The organism is Paraburkholderia acidicola (assembly GCF_002362315.1).
GTDB classification, from domain to species: domain Bacteria; phylum Pseudomonadota; class Gammaproteobacteria; order Burkholderiales; family Burkholderiaceae; genus Paraburkholderia; species Paraburkholderia acidicola.
Genome location: NZ_MTZV01000006.1, coordinates 44992 through 69185, shown reverse-complemented (window position 1 = coordinate 69185; position 24194 = coordinate 44992). Strand labels below are relative to the sequence as shown.

Below are 24194 nucleotides of genomic sequence, written 5' to 3'. Positions count from 1 at the left end.
GAGCACAACGATGATACCGATTCGCCGCGACCTGCGGTTCGCCCTGCCGCCCGAACGGGCCTCCGACTGGCACGCACTCGGTTCGCACGTGACGCACTACTTCAACGCGCTGTCACTGCTGTTTCCCGCCGGCGAGCGCTACTTTATGGACAGCGTGCGCTACTACCGCGACCAGATCACCGACCCTGTGCTGAAAAAGCAGGTACTCGGCTTCATCGGTCAGGAAGCGATGCATACGCGCGAGCACATCGAATACAACGACCTGCTGCAAGCGGCGGGGTTACCTGCGCACAAGCTCGACCGGAAGCTCGCAGCGTTCCTCAATTTCAATCGAAAGATACTGCCGCCGTCGTTCCAGCTCGCGATGACCGTCGCGCTCGAACACTACACCGCGATGCTCGCGGGATTGCTGCTCGAAGATGACTCACGTATCGCTGGGGCGGTCGAGGGTTATGCGCAGATGTGGACGTGGCACGCGCTCGAAGAAACCGAGCACAAGTCTGTTTCCTACGACGTCTGGAATACCGTCGTCAAACCAGGCCCGTGGCGCTATCTGTTGCGTACCGGCACGATGCTCGTCACCACCGCGGTGTTCTGGCTGATCGTGTTCGATTACCACATCCGGTTGATGATCGCCGACCGCAAGCGCGGTGGCCATCTGCGCGGCATGTGGGAAGTCGTCAAGTTCCTGTACGGTCCGCGTCATGGCGTGTTTCCGCGTATCGCACTCGAATGGTTGCGCTTTTTCAAGCCGGGTTTCCATCCGTGGGATCACGATAATCGCGCGCAGTTGTCGCGTATCGATGGACTGGTCGCTGCAGTCGAGGCTTCCAACGCAGGGAAACCCGCGTTGAAAGCGTCGCGCCGCGGCGTGCGAGCCGCAGCATGATTCGCGACACGCTCGTCGTCGATGCGGGCGATGTGCGGCTCGCCGTCTATGTCAGCGGCCCGCGCGATGCGACACCGATCGTGCTCGTGCACGGCTATCCGGATTCGGCCACGGTGTGGGAGCCGGTGCGCGCGCAACTCGATACGCGCTATCGCGTGATCTCTTACGACGTGCGCGGCGCCGGCGCATCGGAGGCGCCTGCCGCACGCTCGGGCTACCGGCTCGAGCGCCTTGCCGCCGATCTCGCCGCCGTCACCGCGGCGACCTGCGGCACGCGGCCATTCCATCTTGTCGGTCACGACTGGGGCTCGATTCAGTGCTGGGAAGCGGTCACGGACCCGGGGTTCCAGGGACGTATTGCGTCCTACACGTCGATCTCGGGACCCTGCCTCGACCACGCGGCGTTGGGCCTGCGCGGCGATCGCGACCAGAAGGCCGCACAGGCGGGGTCAGGCAGCCGGCTCAAGCAGATTCTGAAGTCCTGGTACATCTTCTTCTTTCACCTGCCGCTCATTCCGGAGCTGGTGTGGCGCCTGGGTGGCGCGCGTAGCTGGCCGCTGTGGCTGCGCGTCACGGAGCGCGTGCGCCCCGAGCGCGACCCCGCGCAATTGCGCAACGCGCTCAACGGCATCAACCTGTATCGCGCGAATTTCATCGATCGTCTGCTGCATCCGCGCGCACGGCATGCGCATGCGCCGGTGCAGTTCATCGTGCCGATGCGCGACCGCTATGTCGGACCGCCGCTTTCGCTCGGACTCGAGCGCTGGCTTGGGCCCTACGTACGTACTGAAATCGATGCGAGCCACTGGGTTGTGCTGCGCGATCCGCTGCTGATCGCCGCGGACATCGACAGTTTCGTTGCGCAACATGTGCAGCAGGATGGCGCGGTTAGCGTTGTCGAAACCGTTCGCAGCGCAACACCTGGTAGCAGCAACGCGATCAACGCACAGGCGGCAGGCGCCTGACCATCATCGGATAGTCGACGACGAGACCGTCGTCGTCGACCTTCAGGTGGGTCGTGAAACCACTCAGCAAACCCTCGTAGCGATACTCGCGATCCCGGTCGATACACGTGTACGCCTGGTCCACGCGTGTCACCTGTAGCTCCGGCGCGGCGATATAGGCCACGGCTATAGTCCGGCGCTCGCCGGCTGCGAGTTGCAGGCGGCGAATCGGCAGCGTGTTGGTGAATGGTGTGACAGTGATGTCGATATCGATGCAGCCATCGAGCGCGGTTAGCGTGAGACCGTGTCCGTTGCGCCAGTGGCCCGCGCCGTCGCCGTGCAGTTCGAGTTCGCCACCGCCTGCGACTTTCAGAAACGCGTACGTCACCCGCCATTGCGGATCGCATTGGACGGTGTAGTAAAGGCCGTAGGCTTTGCCCTCGCGCTGCCCGATCACCGTGCTTTCGATGAAAAATCCCTCAGGGCGCGCATCGAACGTCAGATGCTCGATGCCGTCGTCGTCTTCTTCGGATGCCCAACACACTGTACGCATGGCTGTGCCTCGTTTGGTAGGGCGGCGTGCGCCCGAGTCGATATCGTCAGGGCGCGCCGTTTTCTGCGAGAGGGTCATGGTAGCGCGGTCGCCCGGCGACGTACGGAGTGCCTGGTCGAACCGGCACCGCCCCCAAGCATCTAGACTTCACCCGGTATCGTAAGCTCGCCACCAGTCGCGGCCCGGATGTGCGACCCTACGCGCAATATTGTGCACATAGGAGTTGAACATGGCTTTTGAACAAGCGCGTCAGGCAGGCAAATTGTCCCCGTCGCAACCGGCACAAAAAGTCATACGCAAGCTCACGAAGGTATCGTTGCCGTCCGATCTGCTTGACCGCGCGAAAGAACTGGACGTCAACGTCTCGCGTGCAAGCGAACGGGGGCTGCGATCGGAGGTTCATGAAGCCGAGGCGCGTTTGTCGGCAGCAGAGCATGCAGGTTTCATCGCAGAGATGAACGCACGCATCGAGCACGACCGTCTGCCGCTCGACGAACATCGGATGTTCTGATGGCCCGATTAGTCGTAGGCAACCGCGCCGGCCGAATCGCATCACCCTCAGCGCTAGCCTTTTTCTGCCTGCGACAATCCCCGAACATAACCCTTCATAAAATCCACCCACGTCCGGATCTTCTGCGGCACATGCCGCGTCGGAAGATACAGCGCGTAGACCGCCTGCTTCGGAAACCGGTAGTCCGGGAGTGCATCGATCAGCGCACCACTGGCAAGGTCGTCGCGCACCAGCCATTCCGGCAGGAGTGCGACACCGCTTCCCCGCAGCGCCAGTGCCCGCAACACCGACGCGTTATCGGCCACGATGCGCGGTTTCGCAAGCGGACGGAATACATGCTGCCGGCCGTCGCGGTCCTCAAGTGTCCACGCGCCAATCCGCTCGAGCCGGCTATGGCCGAGTCTCGCGAGACCCGCCAGCGCGTCAGGTGACTCGATGCGTGTCATGCCGGTTCCAGCGAGCAGCGCTGGCGACATCACCGGCCTGACTTCATAGGTGTCGAGACACACGCCCCGATACGGCGAATCCTCGAACTGCTCGAGCCGCCCGAGCCGGATCGCCACATCAAACCGCTCGCGCGCGAGATCGACCTGCGCCGTATGCGTCTCCAGACGGACCTGCAGCCCCGGATGCACCTGCATGAATTCGTGCAACGCCGGCGCGATGACCATCAGCCCGTATTCGACCGTCGATGTCACGCGCAAGCTGCCTTGCATGCCGCCGTGCTCGCCGCGGGCTTCCTCGATGGCGCCTTCGGCTTCCGCGAGCACACGCAGGCAGCGCTTGTAGAAACGCTCGCCCGCGTCGGTCAATTCGACGCGGCGCGTCGTCCGCGTCAGCAGGGTGACGCCGAGTTCGGCCTCGAGTTGCTTGATGTTGAAACTGACGGCCGCCCGCGCCTGATTCAGCATGGTCGCAGCGACTGTAAATGAGCCCGTCTCCGCGACCACGCGGAATACGTCGAACCGGTTCAAGCTCACCATGACGCCCTCTATTGTCAATATTTTTTTTTGACCACTCAAGCCAGATTGATCGCCTTACCAGGACGAATCGCGGACTTTACACTACGCCGTCCAATCCGGTTTCCTGCGTTCATGTCCCCTCGTTCGAAAATTGCCGTCGTCTACCTGATCGGTTTCGCCATCGATCTCGCCAACATGTTCGTGATCAACACCGCGTATCCGGCGCTCCAGCGCGAACTGCACGCGTCGGTCGCGCAACTGGCGTGGGTGGGCAACATGTACATGCTGGGGTTGACGGTCGTGATTCCGCTCGGTATCTGGCTCGCGCGCCGTTTCGGCGAGCGGCGGGTACTGGTCGCGTCGCTGCTGATCTTCGCGCTGGGCAGCGCGGGCGCGGCAAGCGCGCCATCAATCGGCGCGCTATTGATCTGGCGGTTCATCCAGGGCTTGGGTGGCGGGTTGCTGATCCCCGTAGGACAGGCGATGACCTATCGCGCCTATCCGTCGGAAGCGCGCGCGCACCTGACGTCGGTCGTGATGATGGTGGCACTGCTCGTGCCCGCGCTGTCGCCTGCGCTCGGCGGCGTGATTGTCGATCACACGTCGTGGCGCTGGATCTTCTTCGCGATGCTGCCGCTCGCCGCCCTCGCCTGCGGACTCGCGCTTGCGTGGCTTCCCGTGGACATCGCATCCGACCGGTCGCCGGCGCTCGACCTGCGCGGCCTCGTCATCAGCGTGACTGCACTCGTCGCGCTTCTACTCGGCCTGACTTTCTCCGGTCAGCGCGGCATGGCTGGCTGGGCCGTCGTGCCGCTCGCGGTCGCGTTCGTCGCGGGTCTCGTCTATGTGCGGCACGCGCATCGCTCGAATGCGCCGCTGCTCGATCTAACGCTGCTCGCACGACCGCTGCTGCGCATCGGCATCGTGATCTATCTATGCGTGCCGGGCGTTTTCGCGGGCGTGAACCTCATTGCCACGCTCTACCTGCAGGACGTACTCGGTCAGAGCGCGACGCAGACTGGCGCACTGATGGTGCCGTGGGCCGTTGCGTCGTTCGTTGCGATCACCACGACGCGACGCTGTTTTCCGATCTGGGGTGCGAGGCCACTGTTCGTCTGCGGAATCCTCGCCAACTGCGCGGGCATCGCGTTGCTCGCTACACCGTTCGTCGCGCAGGACATCGGCCGGGTGCTTGCGTTCATCGCGATGGGATTCGGCGCCAGCCTGTGTACGAGCACATCGCAGAGCGCCGCGTTTCTCGACGTGCCCGCTGACCGGATGGGCGATGCGAGCGCACTGTGGAACATCAACCGGCAGTTGAGCTTCTGCCTCGGCGTCGCGGTGCTCGGTAGCGCGCTGAACTTCCTGCTCTCGCACGGGGTAACCGGTGCCGCGCTCACGCCGTATCGTCAGTGCTTTCTGTTTGCAGCGTTGCTGACGTTATTGCCCTTGCCACTCGTCTTGCGGCTCGCAAGACACCGTTCCACCGCCAATCAACTCGCTTCCCGTTAATCGCGCTCTCACGCCATGAATCCACCGAACCCGTTCTTCCAGGAAATCGTCGACGCACATATCGACATCGAGCAATGGCTATCGGGCCGCGCCGAACCAGACCGGCTTGCCACGCTGCTGAATCGTTTCTCGCGATGCTTTTCGATGGTCACGCTGCAAGGTTTACAGCTCGACCGCACAGCCGTGGATGGGTTGTTTTCGCAGGGGCATGGCAAACGGCCCGGACTGCGTATCGAGATCGATGAATTGCACGACATTGCTGCGTGGCGCGAGGGTGCGGTCGTCGGCTACCGTGAGACGCAGATCGATGAAAGCGGCAGTTGCACGGTGAGGCGATCGACTGCTGTGTTGGCCTGCGACGAGTCGGGGTGCGTGACGTGGCGGCACTTGCAGGAAACATCGGTCGTGTCCTGAGCGCGAACGTCAGGTGTGCCGGGTCGTTGTTCGTGGATTCCGTGATCAGGCGCGACGGTACGCCCCGGTTGTCCACCCGGCTCCCCTCCGTCATTCGCCCAAATAGCCACTATCAGCGCACCAGGATGCCTTAATGCGCCCCCGTACCCTATCCTCGCGATTCGCCCAGACCCTGCCGCGCCATTCGCTTCATGCACGCCGCCCACGACCCGCAAGCCGCTGCGCTGCGCACGCTGTTGCGCAGCATCGGCCAGATCGTTCTGCAGCCGAACGCCCGGACCGGCGCCGGTGTGCTTGCGGCATTGCTCATCTGCGAACCGCGGCTCGCGTGCGCTGCGGCGATGGGCGCAGTGACGGCGAACGTCGTCGCGATACTCGTTGGTCGTGATGACGCAGCGACGCGTGCCGGACTGCACGGTTTCAATGGCGCCCTCGCTGCACTGGCCGCGTTCTCGTTCATCGCCGATCCGGCGACGGCCACCGCCACCGCGATCCTCGCGGCAACGGTAGCGGCGGCGCTCGGCGGACCATGGTCGCGCTGGCTGCGCACGCGAGGGCTAGGTTGTTATTCGAGCCCATGTCTGATCGTCACGTGGAGCTGGTTGCCGTTCCATCACATCGTGGCTATACCAACGATGCCAACCATACCAACGATACCCACGGCAACGCACACGGCCACGAACTTCGCCATGCTGACTCCAGCCGATGCCGTGCGTGGCGTGTTTGGCGCGTTCAGCGGTCTCGCACAGATCGCGTTCGCGTCGGGTGCGCTACCGGGATTGCTCGTATGCGCCGGCATCGCAGCCGCGTCGCGGCGCGCCGCACTCGTCGCGCTTGGCGGAGCGACGCTTGCGAGCGTCGTGCAACTGCTGTGCGGCGCGCCACTATCGTCGTTCGACGCCGGCCTGCTAGGATGTAACGGCGCGCTGACTGCGCTTGCGCTTGTCGATAGCGGCATGGCAACGATGCTCGGCGGTGTTGCGATAGCAGTGCTCGTGCAGCTGTTTGCGATCCGTTGGGGCTGGCCCGCCATGACCGCGCCGTTCGTTCTCGCGACGTGGAGCATGCAGTGGCTGCTGCGCGGTGGGTCACAGCGCGCGCCTGCGACGAACCCGCAGTCCCACGACGAACCGCGGGCCACGCAGGCACGCGTGACCGGATAAGCACCGCACCCAGCGTATCGCCGCACCCCGACGCCCCACGAGGAGACAGCTATGTCGTTCACCCATACGCCGACCGGCCGCGTCGCCGCGACCGGTCCGATGACCGACGCCGAACACCGGACCCGCACCGATCTCGCCGCCGCGTATCGTCTGGTCGCACTCAACGGCTGGGACGATCTGATCTACACGCACATCTCCGCGAACGTGCCGGGCGAACCCGGCCACTTTCTGATCAACCCGTTCGGCTTTTCATTCGATGAAGTGTGCGCGTCGAATCTCGTGAAGATCGATATAGCCGGCCATATCGTCGGCACGAGCGAGCATACGGTGAACGTTACCGGCTTCGCCTTGCATGCCGCCGTTCATGCGGCGCGTGCCGATGCTTTCTGCGTGATGCATCTGCATAACTCTGCAGGCATTGCCGTATCGATCCAGCGCGCCGGCTTGCTGCCTGCGTCGCAACACGCGCTGCGCTTTCACGGGCAGCTCGCGTACCACGATTACGAAAGCGTCGCGTTCACACCGGCTGAAGGCGAGCGGCTTGTCGGGCATCTTGCGGACAAGCCCGCAATGCTGCTGCGCAATCACGGCACGCTGACTGTCGGACGCACAGTCGCGGAAGCATACGTGCTGATGGCAACGCTCGTGAAGGCCTGCGAAATCCAGTTGCTCGCGCAGGCGCGCGACCCCGAACGCGCGGACCTCGTGTTGCCGTCGGAAGCGGTTGCGGCGCGCACCGCGGAACAACTGTTCGACGGCGGAGCGATTGAAGGCGCACTCGAATGGCCCGCGCTACTGCGCAAACTCGACCGGCTCGATCCGTCATTTCGCGATTGAAGTCGCGCACATTTTTTAAAAGGAGTCGTTATGCCCACGTTTCACATCGAGCTTTTCGAAGGACGCAGCATCGAGCAAAAACGTCGGTTTGTAGAAGCGATCACGAAAGCCACCTGCGAATCCTTAGGCGTCGAGCCGAACAGCGTCGACATCATCCTCACCGATGTGAAGCGGGAAAACTGGGCGACCGGCGGGCGCTTGTGGTCGGACCCGGCCTAGCCAGCATCAACTCCACCGTCCCGTTTCACACGTCCTGACGACGCACTCGCGTCGTCCTCTACGACGGCCAACTCCCGGGCCGTCGCGCCCCCTTCCGAAACCTCTGCTGCAGCGCGGTGTATTGCCGCACTTCGTGCGCAGCCACAGCGCGTAACGGGCTTTCACGAAGCCACGATAGGCAGCAAAAATCCCAATACTGATCAAGTATTTACGCTCACAACACCCACGCAACCAAACCACCCTCTGCGTCTTTTCGCCACACAGCGCACCGCAGCACAAACGCCCTCCATCCCCTACCCTTGCAACATCTGCAGTACGCAGTGCGCATCGACAGCGGTCGACGCGCGTAGTCAGTTTCCGGTCTCACGCATATGAACACCGCAATCTCGGCCTTCGATCTGGCGCGCATCCAGTTCGCGTTCACCGTCTCCTTCCACATCGTTTTTCCGGCGCTCAGTATCGGTCTCGCCAGTTTCATCGCCGTCCTCGAATGGCGCTGGCTGCGCACCGGCAAGGCGTACTACAAAGATCTTTGTCTGTTCTGGTCGAAGATCTTCGCAGTCGCCTTCGGTATGGGTGTCGTCTCCGGCGTCGTGATGAGCTATGAGTTCGGCACCAACTGGTCGGGCTTCTCCGCATTCGCGGGACCGGTCACCGGTCCGCTGCTGATGTACGAAGTCATGACCGCGTTCTTTCTCGAAGCAGGCTTCCTCGGCATCATGCTGTTCGGCTGGCAGCGCGTGAGTCCGCGCGCGCACTTCGGCGCGACGTTGATGGTCGCAATCGGCACGCTGATCTCGACCTTCTGGATTCTCGCGTCGAACAGCTGGATGCAAACGCCGCAAGGTTTCGAGATCGTCGACAACCACGTCGTACCGGTCGACTGGTTCAAGATCATCTTCAACCCATCGTTCCCGTACCGGCTCGCGCATATGGCGATCGCCGCGTTCATCGTCGCGGCGCTGGTGGTGGCCGCGGTCGGCGCGTGGCATCTGCTGAAGGGACGGCGCGACGCAGCAGTAAAGAAGATGTTTTCGATGGCACTGTGGATGCTGTTGATCCTCGCCCCGCTGCAGGCCGTGGTCGGCGATCAGCACGGCCTGAACACACGCAAGTATCAGCCAGCGAAGATCGCCGCGATCGAAGGACTGTGGGACACCGAGAAAGGCGGCACCGCGCTGAACCTGTTCGGCATCCCCGACATGCAGGCGGAGACGACGCGCTACGCGGTGTCGATTCCGCATCTGGGCAGCCTGATCCTCACGCATAGCTGGGATGGCGAGATTCGTGGCCTGAAGGAATTTCCGCCGCAGGACCGGCCCAATTCGACGGTCGTGTTCTGGAGTTTTCGCATCATGGTCGGCCTCGGGATGCTGATGATCGCGCTTGCCGTCATCGCGTGGGTACTACGCCGACGCGGCCGGCTGTTCGAAGCGCGGTGGTTTCACAAGCTGACTGTCGCGATGGGGCCGACCGGTTTCATCACGCTGCTGGCCGGCTGGGTCACTACCGAGGTCGGTCGTCAGCCGTGGGTCGTGTACGGCGTGATGCGCACCGTGCAGGCGGTCTCGCCGCTCACCGCGCAGCAGGTCGGCATTTCGCTGATGGCGTTCGTGGTCGTCTACTTCCTCGTGTTCGGCACCGGCATCTACTACATGCTGAAGCTGATGCGCGCGGGCCCTGCGCTGCCCGGCGCCACGCCGCACGACGCCCCCACCGATAGCACGCATCTCACACACATTACGCACCGCCCGCTGTCAGCTGCCGATTAACTGATCGACGCAGCCTGACACCGACCGTTTCTGGAGATTGCCATGGATGTCACCGTAGTCTGGGCCGCGATCATCGCACTCGGCCTTTTCATGTATGTCGTGCTCGACGGCTTCGATCTGGGCATCGGCATCGTGTTTCCGTTCTTCCCCGACGAACGCGAACGCGACCTGATGATGAACACCGTTGCGCCGGTCTGGGACGGCAACGAAACCTGGCTCGTGCTCGGCGGTGCGGGGCTCTTTGCCGTGTTCCCGATCGTCTATTCGACGGTGTTGTCCGCGCTGTATCTGCCGCTCGTGTTCATGCTCGCGTGTCTGATCTTTCGCGGCGTGTCGTTCGAGATCCGCGCGAAGGCGAAGCGCACGCGGCATCTGTGGGACCTGGCGTTTATCGGTGGCTCGACCGGTGCCGCGTTCTTTCAGGGCATCGCACTCGGCGCGTTCCTGCAAGGCATCCCGGTTGCCGACGGCAGTTTTGCCGGCGATGCGTTCGGCTGGCTCACGCCGTTCAGTCTGCTGACCGGCCTCGGCCTCGTCGCCACCTATGCGCTGCTCGGTTGCTGCTGGCTCGTCGCGAAGACCGAAGGCGATCTGCAGCGCCGGCTGCATCGCATCGTGTGGCCGCTGACGCTCGTGCTGCTCGGCTTCATCGCGCTCGTCAGTCTGTGGACGCCGTTGCAGGATCCACTGATCGCCACGCGCTGGTTCGACTCGGGCCTGCTGCATCGACTGCTGCCGGTGCCATTCCTCGTCGCCGGATGCGCATTCGTCATGCATCGCGCGGTACGCGGCCGGCATCACATCACGCCGTTCGTCGCCGCGATCGGGCTCGTGCTGCTCGGTTATGCAGGGCTGCTTTTTTCGCTGTGGCCGTACGCGATTCCGTCGAGCATGACCGTATGGGAAGCCGCCGCGCCGCGCTCGAGCCAGGTGTTCACACTGATCGGCGCGGCCGTGATCCTGCCGGTGATTCTCGGCTACACGATGCTCGGCTACTGGGTCTTTCGCGGCAAGGTGCGCCATGGCGACACGCATTATCACTAGGCTGGCGGCGCCGGTTCTCGCGCGACGCGTGCCCGGCTGGGTCTGGTTCGTCGCCCTGTGGTGCGGCGGAGTCGGCGCGGCGATGCTACTCGGCTTCGCGTTCAAGGTGCTGATGAACGTCACGCTGTTCGCGGTGGCGTAGCCGGTCGCGTTTCTAGCCCCCTCCAGCAGGCAATCGCCTGCTTTTGGCACATGTAACCCGCCGTAAAACACCGAACTTCGTAGTCCACTTCAAAATTTGCGTAGTCGCCCCGTCTACCTAACGAATCCCGGCGCAAAGCAGTTACCGGGATGCCGGGACCTGCCGCGAGGGCGGTGAACTGTCCCGCAGCTCGAACGGCAAGGACATCGGACCGGGCCGCACGGGGGGACCACTTCACAAGAAACAAGTGTTGCAGTTGGAACGGGGAACGCCAACAATACCGGGGAACCGCCGTCCGCATGGGGCTCGCAAGGCACCATGCAGGACACCTGAGAGCATCCGCGCCGCCAGGCCGGAAGCCGGCCAACCGGGGGGGTGGCCGGCTTCCGGAGCCGGTTGTCCGGTCATACGGTCATTCGGTGCACAGCAAAGTAGTGAGTGAAACAGCGGATGAAAAAAACAGAGACTGAAAGCAGTAGCCGGCAATGCCCCCGCGGGCACAGCATGACGAGGACGCGGGGTAGCAACACCCGGGACCGTGCGCAATCGCACGCGACTCGGACCATGACGACGCGTCAACCAGGGCGCGCCGCCATCGATGCGCATCGGTCGAGCCGCAAGGCCACCGGTCGCAAAGCGGGCAGCGGGCAGCAACGGCACAACAACAGTGGCACAACAAAGCGGCAAGGCCGACTCGCGGAGACATCATGAAGTTTCTAGTGGCCGACGACCATGAACTCATCCGCCAGGGTGTCAAAGGGCTGTTGCGCGGCCTCGACCCGGATGCCCAGTTCGACGAAGCCGACAGCTGGGAAACGCTCGCCGCGGCCGCCCGGCCCGATGCGGACCATGACCTTGCCATCGTCGATCTCAACATGCCCGGCATGGGCGGCGCACCGTCGCTAGCGGTCCTGCTGAAGGCGAACCCGGCGCTGCCGGTGGTCGTGCTGTCGGCGGAAGAATCGCCCGACGAAATGCGCGCCGTGCTCGCCGCCGGTGCGCTCGGTTTCGTGCCGAAACGCCAGCCCGCCAGCGTCATGCTCAAAGCCATCGAACTCGTGCTGTCCGGCGGCGCCTACGTGCCGATGGAAGCGCTGAGTCTGCTCGGCACACGCGAAACCACGACCGCCTCTGCCACGGCATCCGCCGCCGTCGCGGCCGGCGACATGCCGGTGGCCTCGCTCACCGAAGCGATAACCGCGCCGACGGTGCAGGGCTTGCAGCCGCATCAACAGCATCTGCTGGAGAACCTCTCGCCGCGGCAGCAGGACATCATGCGGCTCGTTCACCGCGGCTGGACCAACAAGATGATTGCGCGCGAACTCGGTGTCGCCGAGGGAACCGTGAAGGTGCATCTGTCGGTGATCTTCCGTGCGCTCGGCGTGCACAACCGGTCGACTGCGATTGCGGTGATCAACGGCTGGCTCGAAGCCGGCAAGACGTTGTAAGCCGCGCTTCGACTTCGGCGCCTGGTCCAGCTTCTTACACACCCCACGCTCGATACGCGCGGCCCGCACTGCGGCCGCGTTCGTCGCTGGGGTGCTGACTGACGCACCGCCTCGTCAGGCCATCTGCCCCGGCCGGCCCAGCTGGATCGCTGGAACGACACCGGCGGTATCGGCGATCGTGTCGACCGCACTCCCTTGAGCCGTCCCTGCCCCACTGGCTGAAGTTGCTGCACGCATGCTGTCCGCCTGCTGCCACAGCAATTCGAGCGTGCGCCGCAGGCGCGCCGGCGTGACCGGTTTGTGCAGCACCGGAATGCCCTGCGCAGCCAGCGCCTGCAGTTCGACCGACGCCATATCGCCGGTAATCAGCAGCGTCACGACATTCTCGTGACCACCGCGCCGCAACGCGCCGCGCACCGCGGCAAGCGCCTGCGCGCCGGTGCGATGGTTCGCGAGCTGGTAGTCGCATAGCACCGCATCCGGCACAAAGCCGGCGACGAGCGCCTCGAGCGCCTCGCGTTCATCGCGCGCGCCGCGCACGATGCAGCCCCAGCGCCCGAGCAGACTCGCGAGGCCAGCGAGTATTGACGGATCGTCGTCGATGCACAGCACGTGCCGCCCCTGCGCCGTCAGCACGACGGCCGCCGCCGCGTCGCTCAGACCCGCGACGGCCCGCACCGGATCGCCTAGCTCGACTGCGAAGCGAAACACCGAACCGCGTCCCGGCACGGAACGTAGCTGCAACTCGCTGCCAAGCAGCCCGATCAGCCGCTTCACGGTCGGCAGGCCGAGCCCGTGGCCCTGGCGCGCATCGCGCTGCGGATTGGCGACCTGATAGAACTCTTCGAAGACGTGATCCTGCTCGGCCTGCGGAATCCCGATACCCGAGTCGCGCACCTCGATAAAGCCGCCCATGCGCCGGCCCGCGCGCCGGAAGCCCATCCAGATCGCGCCTTCCTCGGTATAGCGCACGGCATTCGACAGCAGGTTGCTAAGCACGCGCTCGAGCAGCACCGGGTCGTCGTGAATGACGATCGAGGTCGGCGCGATGCGCAGCGCCAGCCCTTTCGCCGCGGCCTGCGGCCAGTACTGGTTGCCGACCCGCTCGAACAGTTCGGACAGCCGGAAGTGCATGCGGATCACCTGGGTCACGCCGCTCTCGATCCGCGCGAGGTCGAGCACCTGGTTGAACAGCTGGTTCAGCGCATCGACGTTGTTGACGATGTGGTCGGCGGTCTTCGTGCGTTGCTCGCTGGTCGCCGCCGGGTCGTTCAGCGACGCGGCCAGCAGGCCGATTGCATGGAGCGGCTGGCGCAGGTCGTGGCTCGCGGCCGCGAAGAAGCGCGTCTTCGCGAGGCTGGCTTCTTCGGCCACGTGCTTCTGCACAGCCAGCGATTCGGCCAGGTACTGCTGATCGACCCGCGCCTCGACGACGCGGTGGAACAGCCTGCGGTAACTGATCGCGTAGACGTTGATCGCACAGAAGAAGAACGCGAGGACGATCGCGAGGATGGTGCGATCGAACGTATGGCTGCCGATGTGCAGGACGATCGCGGGCAGCAGCAGCAAGGGGACCGAGGTCGTGAAATTGAGCCGGTCGAAGCCGTTCGACATGAACACGCCCGCCGCGAGCGTCACCAGCAAGACCGTGTGCAGCAACGGCAGCTCGGCCTGCCGGCTATGAAACGCGAACCAGATCGCGAGTCCCGGCGCGCTGTACAGCAGCACGCTGCGCAGCGCATGCAGCCTGATCCAGCCGCGTGGCGTCAACGCTCCCGGCTGGCGCCGGTTCCAGACCCACATCGCCAGTCCGGCGCAGTTCGCGATGCCGTAGAACGTGAAGCAGGCCGCAAACAGGTGCGGCGACGGCATGTCGCGCCAGTAGATCGAGACCAGGACGGCGATCGAAAACCAGTGGCTAAAAAAAGCAATCGGATCCTGCGCATACAACACGCCCACGAGATCTTCGTCGACCGCACGCTGGATTGGGTCGGCCCGCATCATGCGGTCTCCTTGTCGGGTCTGGCAATTTGTATGGTTTGACGGATGGCGCGCCGGAAAACCGCGGCGGCCGCACCAGCATTGGCCGGGAGACAAAAAAGCACCCGCCGGGGGCACAGCTCGCCCGACGGTTTACCCGGCAGTTTACCCGTCAGCTATCACTTAATCCATATAGGCGAAGTCGTATCTCAAAACGATACTGGGTGCACTTTCAGCGCGGCACACAGTCCTTGCGGACCTCGTCTCACTGCCTGTCTCATCGGCTCCCTGGCGGCTTTCCGCTTCCCGCGCTTCATGTCTCAACCCTTGATGGAGGTTTTCATGAGCGCTCTTCCGAGCCGTGAGCTGGCACGTACCCTCGACGACGCAATCCTGCCCGAACTATGGCGCCGCCGTACCCGGCTGTCGGAAGACGAGATGGTCTCGATGTACGACCTCGTACGCCGCGCGCTGCGTTCGTATCACCCGCAGGAACTGTCGGCGCTCGGCGAAGACAAGGAAGAACTGGTTGCCCAGTTCATCTACACGAAGGTTCTGCGTCTCGCGCCCGGTCACACCGAATCGAACGCCTGTGCCGAAAGCGCGCCGTCGAACGGCTATGCGCTGTGCGCCTACTTCCGCCGCTATCTGATCGATTGCCTGCGTAGCGCGAGCCACCAGCGCAATGTGTCGATGGAAGACGAAGGCATGGAACAGGAAATCGACCTGCACGCGCATGCGCTCGAAGATCCGGTGGAAAGCGTGCTGATGGAATACGGGCTCGACGAACACCGCGTCCGGCTGGCCGCGCGCACGTTTATCGCCGGTCTCGATGAGCCGGAGCGGATCGTGCTGGCCGGCAGCCTCGGCTGGTGCTCGGGCTGTAAAGGCGGATTGTCGGCGGTGGCTACGCAGCATCGGGTGCCCTCATATCACTATCGTGCGGTGAAACTGGGCGTCACTATGAAGAAGACGGCGGATGCCAGCGATTTTTCCAATACCAAGATCGGCCGCTGGCTCGTCAACGTGCTCGGCATCGATATCGATAGCGAAAACCGCACGGCGATCCTGATTGCACTGAATCTGCTCGCTGCCGAATCGAGCGAAGACGAAATGATCGACGCCGCTGCATAATCGCGCGTCGGCGCCGGCCGCGGCTCTTTCCACGCGACCACTGAGACCTCAGATAGCCTGAGGCCGACGTGGCTCGTGCTGGAGTTCGCCCTTAGGCGAGCTCTGGAGTTCGCCCAGGCAAATGAGCCGCGCGATGGACTTGCTTTTCTGGCGACGCCATGCAGGATAGATGGGCTGAGGAGCGCTCAGCCTGCTTCTCGAAGGTTTCCAGGGGTTTCCCCACCCCTTCCTATTCCAAAGGTGGTCGTATGAACCGCTTGTCCAGTGCCGTTGATGCCATGCAGCCGCATTACGAAATCGTGGTCGTCGGGTCGGGTTATGGCGGCGCCATCGCGGCGAGCCGCATGGCACGCGCCGGGCGCAACGTCTGTCTGCTGGAACGCGGCCGCGAGTTCATGGCCGGCGAGTATCCCGCCACGCCGATCGAAGGTCTGACGCAGGTGCAGTACAACACCAGCCTGGCCCAGATCGGTTCGCCGCTCGCGCTGCTCGAAGTGCACGTCAATCCGGAAGTCAATGTGGTGGTGGGCTGCGGGCTCGGCGGCACGTCGCTGATCAACGCGAACGTCGCGCTGCCGCCCGACCCGCGCCTGTGGGACGATCCGCGCTGGCCGGCTGCCGTACGCGCCGATGCCGCCGGACGCGACGCGGGCTATGCGCGCGCGACCGCGATGTTGCAGCCGTCGCCGGTGCCGGCCAGTTTCCCGCGCCTGCCGAAGCTCGATGCGCTAGAGCTGGCCGCCGCCAAGATGGAGATGACCGACCGCTTCTACCGGCCGCCCATCACGGTCACCTTCGAGGACGGCCCGAACGCCGCCGGCGTGATGCAAAAAGCCTGCAATGGCTGCGGCGACTGCAACTCCGGCTGCAACCACGACGCGAAGAACTCGACGCACATGAACTACCTGCCCGATGCGGTTGCGCACGGCGCGGAGATTTTCACGGGCGTCGCGGTGCATTCGGTTGTACGCGATGAAGCGCTGCAAAAGTGGTGCGTGCGCTATCAACTGGTTGGGCTCGGTCGCGAGAGCTACGACGCGCCCGATCTGTTCGTGACCGCCGACATCGTGATCATCTCGGCGGGTACGCTCGGCTCGACCGCGCTGCTGCTACGTTCGCAGCAAGCCGGACTGCCGGTTTCGACCCAGCTCGGCCAGCACCTCACGGGCAACGGCGACGTGCTCGCGTTCGCCGTGAATACCGATCACGACATCAACGCCGTCGGCTGGGGCAAGCAGACCGACATTGCGCCGGTCGGGCCGACCATCGCCGGCATCATCGATCACCGCAACACGCCGGATGTGCGCGACGGCTTCGTCATCGAAGAAGGCACGCTCGCGGCGCCGATCGGTGCGGCATTGATGGGCATGCTCGGCATCGTCACGCCAGTCGACGGCGTCGCCCTGCCTGGTCTGCACGCAGCGGCCGGCGGCGGTGTGCTGGATCCGGAAGCACGCGTCGTCGATAGCGTATTGCGCGGACCGTATCACGGCGCGATGCGCAACACCCAGACCTACCTCGTGATGGCGCACGACGACGAAAGCGGTGAGATCCTCGTCAAGGACGGACGGGCGCGCATCAGCTGGCCCAATGCCGGCAAGCAGCCGATTTATGCAACCGTCGAGAAGACGCTCGAAGCGGCATCGGCGGCACTGGGCGGCACCTATGTGCGCAATCCGATGTCCACCAAACTGCTCAACGACAGTCTCGTCACCGTGCACCCGCTGGGCGGCTGCGCGATGGCGGACGATGCCGCGCGTGGGGTCGTCGATCAGGCGGGTCAGGTGTATTGCGGCACGCTCGGCAACGCGGTGCATCCCGGCCTCTACGTGATGGACGGTTCGGTGATGCCGATCTCGCTCGGCGTGAATCCGCTCCTCACGATCTCGGCGCTCGCCGAACGCAACTGCGCGCAGCTCGCGGCGAAGCACGGCTGGCAGATCGACTATGCATCTGCGGGCCGGTCCGCACCGCCTCCGCCGCCGAAGATCGGGCTGCGCTTCACCGAAACGATGCTCGGCGATTACACGCCGATACCGGCGAGTGCCGCAGACGCAGTCTCGTCAGTCCCGATGAGCTTCACGCTGACCGTCGAATCCGACGATCTCGAACACATGCTCGCCGACCCGCAGCACGAGGCGCGGATGGTCGGCACGCTAACGTGCACGGCACTGTCGGCCGAACCGCTGATGATCGTCGACGGCCGCTTCAACCTGTTCGTCGATAACGAGGAAGAGGTCGACGTCCGCAACATGAACTACCGGATGACGCTCGAATCGGTCGAGGGCAAGACTTACTACCTGTTCGGTCAGAAGATTGTCACGCATTCGTCGCTGCTCAACCTGTGGTCGCAGACGAACACGCTCTACGTGGAGATGCGCGATTCCGCGGCAACCGATGCCCCGCTGATCGGCCGCGCGACGCTGATCATCACGCCGGAAAATTTCCTGCGGCAATCGCGCACGATGGAAGTCACGAACGCACCCGACATCGAAACACGGCTTGCGTGGACGCTAAAGTTCGGCCGGTTCTTCGCGGGCGTTCTGTTCACCGAATACGGCGGTATCGCCGCGCCGCTGCAGTACTTCGATCCGGACGCGCCGCCGCGCGCGCGCCGCACGCTGCGCGCACCAGCTCCGGTCATTACGTTCTTCAACACCGCCGACCAGAAGACCCTGAAGCTCACGCGCTACCAGGGCGGTACGAAAGGACCCGTGCTGCTGATCCACGGATCGGGTGTGTCGAGCCGGATCTTCTCGACGGATCTGATCGGGACGAACCTGGTCGAGTATCTGTGCGCAGCGCAATACGACGTGTGGCTCGTCGATCTGCGCGTGAGCATCGAGCTGCCGAGCGCCCCCGAACCAACCACCGCCGACGCCATCGCGCGCGAGGACATTCCGGCCGCGGTCGCGAAAGTCCGCGAGCTGTCGGGCGCACCGGACATCCAGGTGGTTGCGCACTGTTTCGGCGCGCTCGCGTTTTCGATGTCGTTGCTGTCGGGTTTGACGGGGGTGCGCTCGGCGGTGCTGTCGCAGGTATCGGCTCACCCAATAGCCGGCGATCTGCAGACGATCAAGGCGGGTCTCCATGTGCCGAACCTCCTCAGGCATCTCGGCATCAAGGATCTGACCGCGTACACGAAAGACGCAAAGTGGCCGAAGAACCTGTTCGACGAGGCGCTACGGTTTCTGCCTGTCGGGCACTGCAACAACGCGGTTTGCCATCGTGCGACGTTCCTGTATGGGGAGCTTTACGAACACGGGCAGCTCGACGAACCGCTGCATGAAAACCTGCACGAGCTGTTCGGCGTGCACGACATGGAATTGTTCGACCACCTCGCCACCATCGTGCGCGCGGGGCATGTCGTCGATGCATCGGGTCGCGACGTGTATCTGCCGAATATCGATCGTATGAAGCTGCCGATCGCTTTCATTCACGGCAAACAGAACCGCTGCTATCTGCCCACCAGCACCGAGCAGACCTTCGAGATGCTGGTCGAGCGGTTTGGGGCGACGCACTACTCGCGGCATGTGATCGATGGGTATGGGCACATCGACTGTATCTTCGGCAAGAACGCGGCGCGCGATGTCTATCCGGCGATTGGGCAGCATCTCGACGCGTACTGAAATTGAAGTGATCCGCCGACACAGCGGCCACGGCCAGCGCTAACGACGCTGCCCGTGGCCGTTGCGCTTTACAGCACCTTGCCGGGATTGAGAATGCCGTGCGGATCGAGCGCGTGCTTGATGGCGGCCATCGCGGCCAGTTCTTCGCGCGAGCGCGACACCGGCAGGTACGCGCGCTTCAACAAACCAATGCCATGTTCCGCCGACACCGAACCGTGCAGCGGCGCGAGCATGTCATACACGAACGCATAGACGTCGTCGTGTGCGACGCCAGGCACCGAGCGACCGTCGACAGTCAGATGCAGGTTCGAGTCGCCGATATGTCCGAAGAAGTACGTGACGTTACCGGGCCAGCGGCGATCGAGCGCCGCGCGACAGCGATCGACGAAACCACCGATCTCGCCGATCGGCAGGCTCACGTCGAAATTGACCGGATCGAGGCGCGCCGGAAACTCGGCTGTGCATTCGCGGATCGCCCACAACGCGCGCGCGTCGCCCACCGATTGCGCGATTACCGCATCGCGGATCATCTGTGTGTCGAGCGCGTCGGTTAGCGCAGTCGCAAAGCGCTCGCCTGCGTCGTCTGCATCGAAGCCTGCATGCTCGATCAACGCATAGAGCGGATGGGCAGTGGCAAATGGCGAGCGCCCGCTTGCAGTCAACGTCACGCCGAAATCGTAGAAGTCCGGCCACATGATCTCGAACGCACCGATGTCGTTGCCGAAGCGCTGCGCGAGACGCCGCAGCAACGCAACCGCGGCATCGTAGCCGTCCAGCGCCACGAGCGCGGTATGCCGCGCCGCGCGCTGCGGATGCAAGCGCAATACCGCGCGCGTAATCACACCGAGCGTTCCCTCGGAGCCGATGAACCAGTGCTTGAGATCGTAGCCCGTGTTGTTCTTCACCATCTTGCCGAGCGAACTGAGCACCGCGCCATCAGCGAGCACAACTTCGAGCCCGAGCACCTGGTCGCGTGCAGTGCCCGACTGGATCACCCGATTGCCGCCCGCATTGGTCGCCAGATTGCCGCCAATCTGGCACGAGCCGCGTGCGCCCAGATCGAGTGCGAGTTCGAAACCGGCAGCGATCGCTGCCTCCTGCGCCACCTGCAGCGTCGTGCCCGCGCGCACCGTGAGCGTCGCCGCCGCAGTATCGAGTTCCTCGACACCGGCGAAGCGATCGAGTGCGAGGGCGATATCGGTGGCAGCGGGGATCGCGCCGCCTGCTAGACCGGTCATCCCGCCTTGCGGCACGACCGGCTGATACGCGTCGTGACAGATTGTCAGTGCACGCGCGACGTCTTCGGTGGAACGCGGCAGCAGCAGCGCTGCGGGACGCGTCGGTGCGTGACGCGTCCAGTCGGTCATCGAGCGTTCGCCGATCGCGTCGCCAACGCGCACGGCATCGGCGCCCAGCGCATCGCGTAACGCGGCAACGGTTGCATCGAGCGGCTTGCGCCGATCCGGTGTCATGCGGCGTTCCCCTCAGCGAGTTTCTTGCGGTAGCCCATCGAGTCGTTGATGCGGCCGAGGATGTAGTCGCCGGCTGCGATCGGTTGATATCGAAGGTCCGCCTCAGCCGTGCCGAGTTCGCGCGGATCGACGCTCGCACCGTAGGTCGGATCGTAGAACGTCGCGATCGAATAGCGCTCGCGCCCCGATGTATTGATCACGCGATGCAGCGTCGAGCGGAAGCGATCGTTGGTCCAGCGCGCGAGCAGATCGCCGACGTTGACGACAAAGCTGCCGGGAATGGGCGGCGCATCGATCCAGGTATCGTTGGCGATTTCGCGCACCTGCAAACCGCCCACCTGATCCTGCCACAACAGTGTGATGCAACCGTAGTCAGTGTGGGGCGCAACGCCGAACTGGTCTTCGCCCGATTGCGGCGGCTGCGTTGGGTAATACACCATCTGCGTGCGCTGCATCCGCTTCGTGTAACGCGACGCAAAGAAATGCTCATCGACGCCGAGGCCCACCGCCACCGCACGCAGCAGGTCCGCGCCGCACACAGCGAGCGCTTCGTAATACGGATACAGCATGATCCGCAACGCGGGCATGAAATCGGGCCAGTTATTCGGTCCGCGCAACGGCTGACCGGCGATCACATCGGGATCGGTTTCCGGCAGTTCGAGCCCGATGCTGAAGAACTCCTTGTAATCGGGACGCTTTGCCTGGTACATCGTCGCGTCGCCGAGCGCATTGAAGCCGCGATGGCGTGCGTTCACGGCCACGCGGCGTTTCATCGCGGTAGAAAACGAGAAGAACGTGCTCGCGCCGGCTTCGGCCGTGTCGATCACGATCTGCGGCACACCGTGATTCACGACGTAGAAGAAACCGATCGTCGTGCACGCGTCGTAGATTTCGCGGCCGACGCGCGCGAGTGCGGCAGGATCGCCGGCATGCACGCCAGCGAGATCGATAATCGGGATACGGGTGGCCGACGGCATCGCAACGCTCCTTGAAAGACAGCCATTCCACTGACGAATAGCGACAGGTGGACGGCAAACGACAGATGACGAACAACGCGTTCACAGTAGCTGAATTCGTGTGAACCCAAGTTGTATATACCGCCAAAACCAACGCGGCAAGCAACGCTGCGATGCGCTGGCGACAGTGCGACAAAAAACCTCACTGTTCTGTCGCAGCATGCACATAGAAAGGCCATTGTGCACGGCTCATTGTGTCCGATGACATTGCATGAAAACCCTAGTCCGCGCGTTCACGTTTCTTTATTTTTTGCGAAAAATCTGCGGTATATACTGCCCCTCACATTCCACGCGTTTCCGGCTTGCCTCACGCATTGCCGCTTCCCTGACGGAGAAAAATCCATGAGCATTCTTGCAGGCTGGAAAGGTCGTTTTGCGACGCTGGCGCTGTGCGCCGCAAGCGTTGCCATCAGTGCGACTGCGCACGCGGAAGATCAGCTTGCCAAAGTAAAAAAGGCCGGCGAACTGGTGGTCGGAACCGAGATGCAGTTCGCGCCGTTCGACTTTCTCGAGAACGGTCAGCAGTCGGGTTTCAACAAGGACCTGTTTGCTGAAATCGGCAAGGAACTCGGCGTGAAAGTGCGCTTTATCGATCTGCCCTGGCCGAGCGTGCTGCCCGGTCTCGAAGCGGGCAAGTTCGATATGGTCGGCGGTCCGATCACGATCACGAAGGCGCGCATGGAGCGCTATACCTACACGCTACCGGTCGCCGACGCGACCGACGCACTGCTCAAACGCACGAACGATACGTCGCTGAAGCAATCGTCGGATATCGCCGGCAAGACGGTCGGCGCGGGCAAAGGTTCGGCGCAGCTCGATCAGTTGAAAACCTACGTCGCCACGCTGCCGAAACCGCCGGAAATCCGCGAGTACGTCGATAACAATCAGGCGTACGCCGATCTCGCCGCGGGCCGCATCGCTGCAGTGGCGAACTCGGTGACCAACATCGCTTATGTCGCGAAACAGCGGCCCGAAACGTTCACGGTTGTGCAACCGTCATTCGGCGCGAAAGTCTACTTCGCGTACTGCCTGCGCAAGGATGCCGACAGCAAGCCGCTCGCCGATGCATTCAACGCCGCGCTCGTGAAGATGCACGGTGACGGGCGCCTCGCCACGCTGCAGAAGAAGTGGTTTGGCGTCGCCATGGACGCGCCGACCACGCTACCCACCCCGAACTACTGATAGCACCGCTATCGGCTCGCCGGCACTGCGCCCATGTTCAGTCTCTCGGTCTTCGCGCAAGGTTTTCCGCTGCTGCTGCACGCGGCGCTCGCGACTGTCGGTATTTCGCTGACGGGACTCGTGATCGGCTTTTTCGTTGCGATCGGCGTGTGCGCGGCGCGGCTGTCGGCTCATCGGGTGGCGCGTCTTGCCGGCGGCGCGTATGTGTTCTTCTTTCGCGGCGTGCCGATGCTCGTGCAGTTGCTGCTCGTGTATTACCTGCTGCCGTTCGTCGGTATCAACGTGCCGCCGCTTGCAGCGGCGATCAGCGCGGTATCGCTGTGTTCGGCTTCATACATCGCAGAGATTCTCCGTGGCGGTTTTCTGAGCATTGCGCCCGGGCAGATCGAGGCCGCGCGCATGCTCGGTCTGTCGCCGTTCGATATGCTTCGACGAATTCAGGTGCCACAGGCGTTTCGGTTGACGCTGCCATCGCTCGTCAACGAAATGGTGCTGCTGATCAAGGCGTCGTCGCTGATCTCGGTGGTCGGCGTCGCGGAGTTGACGCGCACCGCGCAGAATATCGCGGCCAGCACCTATCGTCCGCTCGAAGCGTATCTGGCGGCGGGGCTGATCTACTTTCTGATCTGCGGCACGCTGGCGCTCGTCGCGCATGCGGCCGAGTATCGTTTGCAGCACAACTGAGGCCATGGCGATGCAGCAACTCGACCCCACGGTCATTACCCATAACCTTCAGCCGATCGCCGCCGGTCTCGCGACAACGCTCGGCACGTGGGCAGCGGGTGTCGCGATTGGCCTCGTGCTCGGCTTCCTGATCGCGGTATTGCAACTGTTCTGCGGCCGCGGTGTGCGCGCCGCGTTGCGCGTCTATATCGAACTCTTCCGCGGCACACCGTTTCTCGTGCAGCTATTTCTGCTGTACTACGGCGGCCCCTCGATCGGCCTCACGCTCGAACCGATGACGGCCGGCGTGCTCGGTCTCGGCCTCTACGGCAGCGCCTATTTCGCGGAAGCGTTCCGCTCGGGCTTCCAGTCGGTGCCGCCCGGTCATCTCGAAGCGGCAGCGTGCCTCGGCCTCTCGCGCTGGCAAGCCGTGCTCCGTATCCAGGCACCGCAAATGCTCCTGTTGATCGTCCCCGCGCTAACCAATCTGATCATCGTGCTGAGCAAGGAAACGGCCGTACTGTCGATCGTCACGGTGCCCGAACTGACATTCGTGCTCACCGGCATCGGCTCAGCGACTTTCGCCTTTGTCGAAACGCTGCTCGTGCTGTGCTTCTGCTATCTCGCGCTCGTCGAACTCACCTCGCGTGCGGGCATGTGGGCCGAGGCGCGGCTGACGCGCTTCATCGCTTGAATCCGGGTCTTTCC

General features: G+C 63.6%; 22 protein-coding genes. 17 read left to right on the top strand and 5 right to left on the bottom strand.

Translation table 11 applies throughout. From position 1 onward, the window contains the following. The first annotated feature begins 10 nt into the window (after positions 1-10). Positions 11-889: a metal-dependent hydrolase gene (locus BWP39_RS19380; RefSeq protein WP_096723125.1), complete on the top strand. Its 879-nt coding sequence runs from the start codon at positions 11-13 to the stop codon at positions 887-889. Beyond that, complete coding sequence (locus tag BWP39_RS19375) at positions 886-1854, top strand: alpha/beta fold hydrolase (protein ID WP_096723123.1); 969 nt, start codon at positions 886-888, stop codon at positions 1852-1854. Before BWP39_RS19380 ends, BWP39_RS19375 begins: the two co-directional genes overlap by 4 nt. Here BWP39_RS19375 and BWP39_RS19370 read toward each other — a convergent pair. Then, complete coding sequence (locus BWP39_RS19370) at positions 1829-2386, bottom strand: putative glycolipid-binding domain-containing protein (protein ID WP_096723121.1); 558 nt, start codon at positions 2384-2386, stop codon at positions 1829-1831. The two genes, BWP39_RS19375 and BWP39_RS19370, sit on opposite strands and share 26 nt — an antisense overlap. Positions 2387-2615: 229 nt before the next feature. On the opposite strand from BWP39_RS19370, the gene BWP39_RS19365 reads away from it, so the two are divergent. Beyond that, positions 2616-2897: a type II toxin-antitoxin system CcdA family antitoxin gene (locus tag BWP39_RS19365; protein ID WP_096723119.1), complete on the top strand. Its 282-nt coding sequence runs from the start codon at positions 2616-2618 to the stop codon at positions 2895-2897. A 53-nt stretch (positions 2898-2950) separates the two neighbouring features. On the opposite strand, the gene BWP39_RS19360 is transcribed toward BWP39_RS19365, so the two are convergent. Continuing rightward, entirely contained in the window at positions 2951-3880 is a 930-nt protein-coding gene (locus tag BWP39_RS19360) for a LysR family transcriptional regulator (protein WP_096723117.1), read from the bottom strand. Positions 3881-3991: 111 nt separating this feature from the next. Here BWP39_RS19360 and BWP39_RS19355 point away from each other — a divergent pair, with 111 nt between their 5' ends. The 9 genes from BWP39_RS19355 to BWP39_RS19320 all read left to right on the top strand — a co-directional run bounded on the left by BWP39_RS19355 (position 3992) and on the right by BWP39_RS19320 (position 12410). Beyond that, a complete protein-coding gene (locus BWP39_RS19355) occupies positions 3992-5371 on the top strand; it encodes an MFS transporter (RefSeq protein ID WP_096723115.1) in 1380 nt (459 codons plus the stop codon). Positions 5372-5386: 15 nt separating this feature from the next. Next, positions 5387-5785, top strand: coding sequence for a DUF4440 domain-containing protein (locus BWP39_RS19350; protein ID WP_096723113.1), 399 nt, complete (start codon positions 5387-5389; stop codon positions 5783-5785). A gap of 191 nt (positions 5786-5976) precedes the next feature. Continuing rightward, positions 5977-6948 (top strand): urea transporter, encoded by a 972-nt coding sequence (locus BWP39_RS19345; RefSeq protein WP_096723111.1) that lies wholly within the window; start codon positions 5977-5979, stop codon positions 6946-6948. A 51-nt stretch (positions 6949-6999) separates the two neighbouring features. Further along, positions 7000-7785 (top strand): class II aldolase/adducin family protein, encoded by a 786-nt coding sequence (locus tag BWP39_RS19340; protein WP_096723109.1) that lies wholly within the window; start codon positions 7000-7002, stop codon positions 7783-7785. Positions 7786-7815: 30 nt separating this feature from the next. Continuing rightward, positions 7816-8004, top strand: coding sequence for a 4-oxalocrotonate tautomerase (locus tag BWP39_RS19335; RefSeq protein ID WP_096723107.1), 189 nt, complete (start codon positions 7816-7818; stop codon positions 8002-8004). Positions 8005-8375: 371 nt separating this feature from the next. Further along, positions 8376-9776 carry a cytochrome ubiquinol oxidase subunit I gene (locus BWP39_RS19330; RefSeq protein ID WP_096723106.1) on the top strand — a complete coding sequence of 467 codons (1401 nt, stop codon included), beginning with the start codon at positions 8376-8378 and terminating at the stop codon, positions 9774-9776. Between the two features lie 42 nt (positions 9777-9818). Further along, the gene (gene cydB / locus BWP39_RS19325; RefSeq protein ID WP_096723104.1) at positions 9819-10820 is read left to right on the top strand and encodes a cytochrome d ubiquinol oxidase subunit II; all 1002 of its coding nucleotides are present in this window, start codon (positions 9819-9821) and stop codon (positions 10818-10820) included. After that, entirely contained in the window at positions 10798-10962 is a 165-nt protein-coding gene (locus BWP39_RS32000) for a hypothetical protein (RefSeq protein WP_170043880.1), read from the top strand. The genes cydB and BWP39_RS32000 overlap by 23 nt, the downstream gene beginning before the upstream one ends. 707 nt (positions 10963-11669) lie before the next feature. Further along, on the top strand, positions 11670-12410 hold the full coding sequence (locus BWP39_RS19320) for a response regulator transcription factor (protein WP_096723102.1): 741 nt from the start codon (positions 11670-11672) through the stop codon (positions 12408-12410). Between the two features lie 114 nt (positions 12411-12524). Here the strand turns inward: BWP39_RS19320 and BWP39_RS19315 are convergent, their stop codons facing one another. Continuing rightward, positions 12525-14411: a hybrid sensor histidine kinase/response regulator gene (locus tag BWP39_RS19315; RefSeq protein WP_096726040.1), complete on the bottom strand. Its 1887-nt coding sequence runs from the start codon at positions 14409-14411 to the stop codon at positions 12525-12527. A 321-nt stretch (positions 14412-14732) separates the two neighbouring features. Between BWP39_RS19315 and BWP39_RS19310 the strand changes: the two genes are divergently transcribed. Together BWP39_RS19310 and BWP39_RS19305 are read left to right on the top strand one after the other, a co-directional pair. After that, complete coding sequence (locus tag BWP39_RS19310) at positions 14733-15524, top strand: hypothetical protein (protein WP_096726039.1); 792 nt, start codon at positions 14733-14735, stop codon at positions 15522-15524. Between the two features lie 248 nt (positions 15525-15772). Next, positions 15773-19153: an alpha/beta fold hydrolase gene (locus tag BWP39_RS19305; protein WP_096723100.1), complete on the top strand. Its 3381-nt coding sequence runs from the start codon at positions 15773-15775 to the stop codon at positions 19151-19153. A gap of 68 nt (positions 19154-19221) precedes the next feature. Here BWP39_RS19305 and BWP39_RS19300 read toward each other — a convergent pair whose 3' ends face one another. After that, positions 19222-20625: an FAD-binding oxidoreductase gene (locus BWP39_RS19300; protein ID WP_096723098.1), complete on the bottom strand. Its 1404-nt coding sequence runs from the start codon at positions 20623-20625 to the stop codon at positions 19222-19224. Further along, positions 20622-21602: an isopenicillin N synthase family dioxygenase gene (locus tag BWP39_RS19295; protein WP_096723096.1), complete on the bottom strand. Its 981-nt coding sequence runs from the start codon at positions 21600-21602 to the stop codon at positions 20622-20624. Before BWP39_RS19295 ends, BWP39_RS19300 begins: the two co-directional genes overlap by 4 nt. 381 nt (positions 21603-21983) lie before the next feature. Here BWP39_RS19295 and BWP39_RS19290 point away from each other — a divergent pair, with 381 nt between their 5' ends. From BWP39_RS19290 to BWP39_RS19280, 3 genes are read left to right on the top strand one after another with little or no spacing between them, the layout of a single operon-like run. Next, entirely contained in the window at positions 21984-22823 is an 840-nt protein-coding gene (locus BWP39_RS19290) for a transporter substrate-binding domain-containing protein (RefSeq protein WP_096723094.1), read from the top strand. Positions 22824-22856: 33 nt separating this feature from the next. Then, positions 22857-23507, top strand: coding sequence for an amino acid ABC transporter permease (locus tag BWP39_RS19285; RefSeq protein WP_096723092.1), 651 nt, complete (start codon positions 22857-22859; stop codon positions 23505-23507). 10 nt (positions 23508-23517) lie between these two features. Further along, positions 23518-24180, top strand: coding sequence for an amino acid ABC transporter permease (locus BWP39_RS19280; RefSeq protein ID WP_096726038.1), 663 nt, complete (start codon positions 23518-23520; stop codon positions 24178-24180). Positions 24181-24194 lie beyond the last annotated feature (14 nt).

Excerpts from the sequence above, each read along its gene's own strand:
- BWP39_RS19380 (WP_096723125.1), top strand. The coding sequence starts at position 11 with ATGATACCGATTCGCCGCGACCTGCGGTTCGCCCTGCCGCCCGAACGG.
- BWP39_RS19375 (WP_096723123.1), top strand. The coding sequence starts at position 886 with ATGATTCGCGACACGCTCGTCGTCGATGCGGGCGATGTGCGGCTCGCC.
- BWP39_RS19370 (WP_096723121.1), bottom strand. The coding sequence starts at position 2,386 with ATGCGTACAGTGTGTTGGGCATCCGAAGAAGACGACGACGGCATCGAG.
- BWP39_RS19365 (WP_096723119.1), top strand. The coding sequence starts at position 2,616 with ATGGCTTTTGAACAAGCGCGTCAGGCAGGCAAATTGTCCCCGTCGCAA.
- BWP39_RS19360 (WP_096723117.1), bottom strand. The coding sequence starts at position 3,880 with ATGGTGAGCTTGAACCGGTTCGACGTATTCCGCGTGGTCGCGGAGACG.
- BWP39_RS19355 (WP_096723115.1), top strand. The coding sequence starts at position 3,992 with ATGTCCCCTCGTTCGAAAATTGCCGTCGTCTACCTGATCGGTTTCGCC.
- BWP39_RS19350 (WP_096723113.1), top strand. The coding sequence starts at position 5,387 with ATGAATCCACCGAACCCGTTCTTCCAGGAAATCGTCGACGCACATATC.
- BWP39_RS19345 (WP_096723111.1), top strand. The coding sequence starts at position 5,977 with ATGCACGCCGCCCACGACCCGCAAGCCGCTGCGCTGCGCACGCTGTTG.
- BWP39_RS19340 (WP_096723109.1), top strand. The coding sequence starts at position 7,000 with ATGTCGTTCACCCATACGCCGACCGGCCGCGTCGCCGCGACCGGTCCG.
- BWP39_RS19335 (WP_096723107.1), top strand. The coding sequence starts at position 7,816 with ATGCCCACGTTTCACATCGAGCTTTTCGAAGGACGCAGCATCGAGCAA.
- BWP39_RS19330 (WP_096723106.1), top strand. The coding sequence starts at position 8,376 with ATGAACACCGCAATCTCGGCCTTCGATCTGGCGCGCATCCAGTTCGCG.
- cydB (WP_096723104.1), top strand. The coding sequence starts at position 9,819 with ATGGATGTCACCGTAGTCTGGGCCGCGATCATCGCACTCGGCCTTTTC.
- BWP39_RS32000 (WP_170043880.1), top strand. The coding sequence starts at position 10,798 with ATGGCGACACGCATTATCACTAGGCTGGCGGCGCCGGTTCTCGCGCGA.
- BWP39_RS19320 (WP_096723102.1), top strand. The coding sequence starts at position 11,670 with ATGAAGTTTCTAGTGGCCGACGACCATGAACTCATCCGCCAGGGTGTC.
- BWP39_RS19315 (WP_096726040.1), bottom strand. The coding sequence starts at position 14,411 with ATGCGGGCCGACCCAATCCAGCGTGCGGTCGACGAAGATCTCGTGGGC.
- BWP39_RS19310 (WP_096726039.1), top strand. The coding sequence starts at position 14,733 with ATGAGCGCTCTTCCGAGCCGTGAGCTGGCACGTACCCTCGACGACGCA.
- BWP39_RS19305 (WP_096723100.1), top strand. The coding sequence starts at position 15,773 with ATGAACCGCTTGTCCAGTGCCGTTGATGCCATGCAGCCGCATTACGAA.
- BWP39_RS19300 (WP_096723098.1), bottom strand. The coding sequence starts at position 20,625 with ATGACACCGGATCGGCGCAAGCCGCTCGATGCAACCGTTGCCGCGTTA.
- BWP39_RS19295 (WP_096723096.1), bottom strand. The coding sequence starts at position 21,602 with ATGCCGTCGGCCACCCGTATCCCGATTATCGATCTCGCTGGCGTGCAT.
- BWP39_RS19290 (WP_096723094.1), top strand. The coding sequence starts at position 21,984 with ATGAGCATTCTTGCAGGCTGGAAAGGTCGTTTTGCGACGCTGGCGCTG.
- BWP39_RS19285 (WP_096723092.1), top strand. The coding sequence starts at position 22,857 with ATGTTCAGTCTCTCGGTCTTCGCGCAAGGTTTTCCGCTGCTGCTGCAC.
- BWP39_RS19280 (WP_096726038.1), top strand. The coding sequence starts at position 23,518 with ATGCAGCAACTCGACCCCACGGTCATTACCCATAACCTTCAGCCGATC.